This is a genomic window from Salinimicrobium oceani, assembly GCF_012037645.1.
The window spans coordinates 1-458 of record NZ_JAAVJR010000602.1 but is presented as its reverse complement, the minus strand read 5'-3'; the positions used below and the strand labels follow the sequence as shown (position 1 = coordinate 458).

At 43.2% G+C, this 458-nt stretch carries 1 protein-coding gene; it reads right to left on the bottom strand.

All coding sequences use genetic code 11. The annotated features are described in order from the left end of the window. The coding region (locus HC175_RS18470; protein ID WP_235942680.1) for a cellulase family glycosylhydrolase at positions 1–428 on the bottom strand (428 nt) is incomplete at its 3' end. Positions 429–458: the final 30 nt, after the last annotated feature.

Below are 458 nucleotides of genomic sequence, written 5' to 3'. Positions count from 1 at the left end.
CAAAGTCCCACTGAAAGAGGTTGTGAAGGGTTGACCTCTCTGGCCCAGGAGAAAACTTCCTTTAAAAGAGGCATGGATTCATTTCCCTTATCATTATTCCCTGGTTCGTTGTAAAGATCCCAAAGCAAAACCCTATCATCTTGAGAAAAAGTTTGGATGATATCTTTAACGTACTCTTCTAAAGCTCCGAAATTCTCTTCTTCTATTGAAGCAGGATAACCTGGATCTTGTACCCAACCCGAATTATGTGTTCCAGGGGTCGGAGCAGGCTGTTTCCCAATCTTAGGACTAGCATTCCATACATCATCAAAAATGACCAACATGGTCTTGATATTATGTTTATCGGCAATGGTCAAATACTGATCCACCCGATCTTTGAACCCTTCTTTATCGGCTTTGTAGGCCAGGCTATGGAGATACACTCTCATGGTATTCATGCCGATGTCCGCAGCGTACCC